Raw genomic sequence first — 4,920 nt, forward strand, 5'->3', positions numbered from 1 at the left:
GGAAGTTCAGCGGATTTCTAAGCCTGGAGGAATTATTGCTATCTGGGGATACTGGTATTTTAATTTGCTCCGAGAAGAAGAACATTTGAAGCAAATGTTGAGAGATTTTTTTACTACTGTCTTTGACTGACCTATGTGTCGATTGACAAAAGCATCGGTAGATGGTAGTGTTTGTGATGCGGAAAGAATAGGGTCAGATTTCAGCAACGACTGAGTATTTGCTCTATTTTTTTGATCCTGGATATCCAAATTCTGCATAGTAAACTAATTTGTGAATTAAGCAGCGAAGGTGGGGGTCACTTTTGAGGGCTGTGACCCCCTAAGTTGGTAAATCTATAGATACACAAAGCCCGGATGTATAACTAAAGCGATTTAGACCTAAAGCAATTTAGTTCTAAATATACACTATGAAAACCTAGGATACTACAACCTAGAGGTATTGCTAGATTGGTTCTAGATACACAACTTTATACAGCCGGGTTTAGTTATGACAACCCTACTGATCAGATTTTTACCAAAAAATTTGGGTCATTAGCCCCGTCCTTCCAGGACGGCTTTGTGCTAAGATAAAGACATAACAAAAAAATAGTATTCTAGATGAACATGATCTTAAATAAGTAGACAGTGTAAAAAACCTGTTTTGAGATAATCAGGTTGCACAATCAAGTCTAACGATTTGGAAGTCTATGAAAGTCTAAGATCCCTAAGAAAATGTTTATCTTAATATGTTAATTATTTTAGGTACGGTGGGGCACACCGAAACCTAGGTTATAAACCAAATACGCTTGGGTCGAGGCGACCTCTATTTTTCCTGGCTCCGGCCTGGTTAAATAAGTCACCCCATTGTTCGCGCAGCGTGGCCTACGGCCAAGCAAGAATCCCCGTCCTTTCAGGGCGGGGAGTGTCATAGTCTACTCTGCCTCGACTTTGGCACGGTACTCCTCAGGAGAAAGGACACCCTCCAGTGGGTTATCAGGGTCATTCAGCCGCACTTTAATTAACCAACCTTCACCATAGGGGTCTTCGGCAATCTGTTCAGGAGCCTCAATCATCTCCTCATTTCGTTCTACCACCGTACCCGATAGCGGTGAATATAGATCCGAAACTGCCTTGACAGATTCAATGGTACCAAAGTTTTTGTCATTTTCCTTGTTACCCTTCTCAATGGTGTCGTCAATGTCTGGGAGTTCCAGAAGAACTAAGTCACCCAGTTGGTCAATGGCAAAGGCGGTAATACCAATAGTGGCAATTTCGCCATCAAGCCGGACATATTCGTGGCTATCAAGGTATTTGAGGTCATCAGGATATTCAAAGGCCATGTCAACTCCAAAATCAGCAGCAATGCTAATTATCCTTCCTCATTTGTCTTTCGTCCAGCAGCTCTTTGACCACTGACCGTTGACTATTGACAGGGAACCGTAAGAAGTAGTAATGCACTCATGGTTAACTTATACCTACCTAAATCGTTAAAATACCATTACTAAAATATCACCACTAATTGGCAATCTATGGTATTATTCCTTTTATTCCGTCAAAAGGAATAATTTTAACCAAGACTGGCTATTGCTTTGCCTGTTTATGCCACAAATCACTAATAAATTAAAATCAAAATACATGATGTCAGATAGGAGCTGCTCCGATCTGGAAGTTCAGTAGGCAAGCATTTCTAGAGTTTCTCGTAAGTAACGACGTACGCGGCTATCAAGACTATAGTCCTGAAATTGTTCACCCAAGGGATGTTCCATTTGCCAGCGTTGAAATCCTGAACTAGCTGCTATGGCTTGTTTGAGACTGTCCCAAACTTGAGTGTCGTGATCTAATTGTCCGGATTCGGATTTAACGAAGCTTGCCATATGCACCTTACCAAAATTTAATACAGATGAATCTAGTTGGGTAATGCTTAAGTGGTGACATACTCCCACACTTAATCAAAGATTACAGTGTGGGCTTCTTACCAACTCCACCTAACGGTTTGGATACTCGGTAAGCTTTATTAACGACACGGGATGCCCCTCCGCGCCGGAACAATACAATAATCCGGAACAATACAATAAGTTCTATTTTTTAGGCACGTAGGTGGCGGTTAGCTCTTAATTTATTTTACCTACTACATCTAGTATAGACGATATTCAATTGTAATTGTTTCCTTATTCCATGCAATAAGAGCGCAAAATTAATCCCACATCTCAATGCGCATTGAGATGTGGGATTAATTTTGCTAGAAGCTAAATAACCTTTAACCTTCAACCTTAAACAAAACAACCTTCCCAGCAAGGGACCCCTGGGTAAGAACACCCCTCAGCCCTACTTCAGGGAGAGAGTCCGTCGCTTGGTTACCATCTGATAGGTTTCAATGATATCTTTTTCCGTCCAGTCGTTGAATTTATCAACACCCATACCACATTCGTAGCCAGCATTGACTTCCTTGACATCATCCTTAACACGCTTGAGGGAATCCAAAACTCCTTCGTAGATAACTTTGCCACCACGCCGCACTCGTAAACGGCAATTGCGCACGGCTTTGCCTGAGAGTACATAGCAACCCGCCACGGCACCACGACCCACTGGGAAGACAGCTCGAACTTCTACTTCACCCAATGGTTCTTCTACCTCTTCTGGCTCTAACAGACCTTCCATCGCACCTTGAACATCATCCAGGAGTTTGTAGATGATGTTGTATTCCCGCACATCTACCCCTTCCTGTTCAGCTGCTGGTCGAGCACCAGGAGCTAAGGTAGTGTTAAAGCCAACAATAACTGCACCACTAGCAGCCGCTAAGTCCACATCCGTTTCGGTGACTTCCCCAGGGGCAGCCAGTAGAACTCGAATTTGCACTTCACTTTGGGGCAGCTGTTCGAGGGATCCCAGAATAGCTTCCACCGAGCCTTGAACGTCTGCCTTCAAAATCAAGTTGAGTTCTTTGAGTTCACCTTCTTGAGCCTGGGCTGATAATTCAGTGAGGGTAACTCGCCGTGATTTCATGCGAGTTTGCAGGCGAGATTGACGTTGCTGTTGAGCTCTTTCACCAGCAACTGCCCGGGCTTCTTTTTCGCTCTCAAAGACTTCAAACTCATCACCAGCAGCTGGAACATCACTCAAGCCAAGGACTTCCACAGCAAACGAGGGAGTCGCTTGTGCGACTCGCTGTCCTCGGTCATCAAGCATGGCTCTGACCTTACCGAAAACTGAACCAACAACCAGGCTATCACCGATCCGCAAAGTACCGTTTTGCACTAAGAAGGTGGCAACAGGACCTCTGGCTTTATCTAGGTGAGCTTCAATCACCGTACCTTTTGCTGGTCGATCCGGATTAGCAGAGAGTTCTTCTAGCTCTGAGACCAATAGAATCATCTCCAGCAGTGAATCCAAGTTTTCCCTTTGGATAGCACTCACTGGTACCATGATCGTTTCACCACCCCATTCTTCTGGAACCAAGCCCCGTTCTGATAATTCTTGCTTAACCCGATCAGGTTGAGATCCGGCTTTATCAATTTTGTTAATAGCAACTACCATGGGAACTTCAGCAGCTCTAGCATGACTAATGGCTTCAAGGGTCTGAGGTTGCACCCCATCATCAGCGGCTACTACTAGCACAGCGATATCAGTTACTTTTGTTCCCCTTGCCCGCATGGCTGTAAAGGCTTCGTGACCGGGGGTGTCTAGGAAGACAACCTGTTGAATTTTATCCTCATGCTCAACATCTACGTGGTATGCGCCAATATGCTGGGTAATTCCACCGGCTTCTCCTTGAGCCACTTTTGCTTCACGAATGGCATCGAGTAGAGTCGTTTTACCGTGGTCAACATGACCCATAATTGTCACCACAGGTGGACGCCGCTCGAGGTTTTCCAGGTCTTGGACATCCAGCATTTCCACCTTAGTCGCAGCAGAGGCTTCTTCTTCCATCTCGACCTTGACTCCCACTTCCTCAGCTACCATTGTGGCAGTAGGAACATCCAAAGTCTGGGTAACACTCACAGCTATGCCTTTGAAGAAGAGCATTTTAACAATGTCAGTTTCTGCAATAGCCAGTTCATTAGCCAGGTCTCTAATGGTGAGTGAGTCTCTCAAAACAATTTGTTCTGGGCGTTTGGGCTGACTTTTCTGTGTACGACGGCGATCGCGATGATCGGACTTGTTGCTACTACTGGTTTTAGCAGGCTTCTTCTTGTGGCTAACACTCGCAGTATTTGCTTGGCTTTGCTGTTTTTGCAGAGACTTTGGTTTGGGAGGACGAGCCAGAGAAAGACTAACTGAAAATGAACCATCGATTTTGTTATCGATTTGATCTGATCCTGTTTCGAGATCATCTTCATCATCCAGAATCATTTTAGGTCGCCGCTTGAGTTTGGCGGATTTAGCCTTCTGGGCTTTGTCTTCGTCTTCTCCATTTTCTGCCTCCCACTCTTTCTTCTTAGCAGGTCGGGGGACAGATGGTCGCCGGAGCTTGACCTCCTTGAGCAGTTCCTCGGATTCATTGACTAAGGTGTTGGTGTCTTGATCAGAGACATCATCTGTCAGACCCGTTGAGTCAGCATCAATTGCTGAATTTTCTTTCTCAAGACCTGGTTTGCTCCTTTTTGGAGGTCGCTGGAGTTCAGGAACGGGTGGTCTTGGTGAACTAGAACGCTTTGGTGGTGATGTTTCCGAGGGCGTTGACTGTTTATTGATAACAGGGGATTTGTTAGGAGTTGGACTCTTTACTGACTTTGAACCGGAAGAACCCTTTTGGTTTGATTTTATCGGTCGCTCAACCTTAGCAGGCTGAGTTTTTGGTTGTGATACTCTTACAGGGGGTCCAGTTAATTTGGGTTTTTGTGTACTCTCCTGTGAAATGTTCTGGACTGGTTTAGTGGCTAGTTCTGGTTTAGTGGCTGGTTCTGGTTTAGCGGCTAGTTCTGGTTTAGCGGCTAGTTCTGG

The 4,920-nt window shown here is 44.9% G+C and carries 4 protein-coding genes; all 4 read right to left on the reverse strand.

Annotated features, from left to right (window positions below; genetic code table 11):
* Positions 1–737 precede the first annotated feature (737 nt).
* Positions 738–908: a hypothetical protein gene (locus F6K20_RS24125; RefSeq protein ID WP_287265409.1), complete on the reverse strand. Its 171-nt coding sequence runs from the start codon at positions 906–908 to the stop codon at positions 738–740.
* Positions 909–911: 3 nt separating this feature from the next.
* Positions 912–1,319: a glycine cleavage system protein GcvH gene (gcvH, locus tag F6K20_RS24130; RefSeq protein ID WP_287265410.1), complete on the reverse strand. Its 408-nt coding sequence runs from the start codon at positions 1,317–1,319 to the stop codon at positions 912–914.
* Positions 1,320–1,649: 330 nt separating this feature from the next.
* Positions 1,650–1,853, reverse strand: coding sequence for a hypothetical protein (locus F6K20_RS24135; protein WP_071107112.1), 204 nt, complete (start codon positions 1,851–1,853; stop codon positions 1,650–1,652).
* Between the two features lie 451 nt (positions 1,854–2,304).
* The coding region (infB, locus tag F6K20_RS24140; protein WP_287296305.1) for a translation initiation factor IF-2 at positions 2,305–4,920 on the reverse strand (2,616 nt) is incomplete at its 5' end.

This window comes from Moorena sp. SIO2C4, from assembly GCF_010672485.1.
GTDB lineage: Bacteria > Cyanobacteriota > Cyanobacteriia > Cyanobacteriales > Coleofasciculaceae > Moorena > Moorena producens.

Coding starts and splice junctions, on each gene's coding strand:
- F6K20_RS24125 (WP_287265409.1), bottom strand. CDS start 908: ATGACACTCCCCGCCCTGAAAGGACGGGGATTCTTGCTTGGCCGTAGG.
- gcvH (WP_287265410.1), bottom strand. CDS start 1,319: ATGGCCTTTGAATATCCTGATGACCTCAAATACCTTGATAGCCACGAA.
- F6K20_RS24135 (WP_071107112.1), bottom strand. CDS start 1,853: ATGGCAAGCTTCGTTAAATCCGAATCCGGACAATTAGATCACGACACT.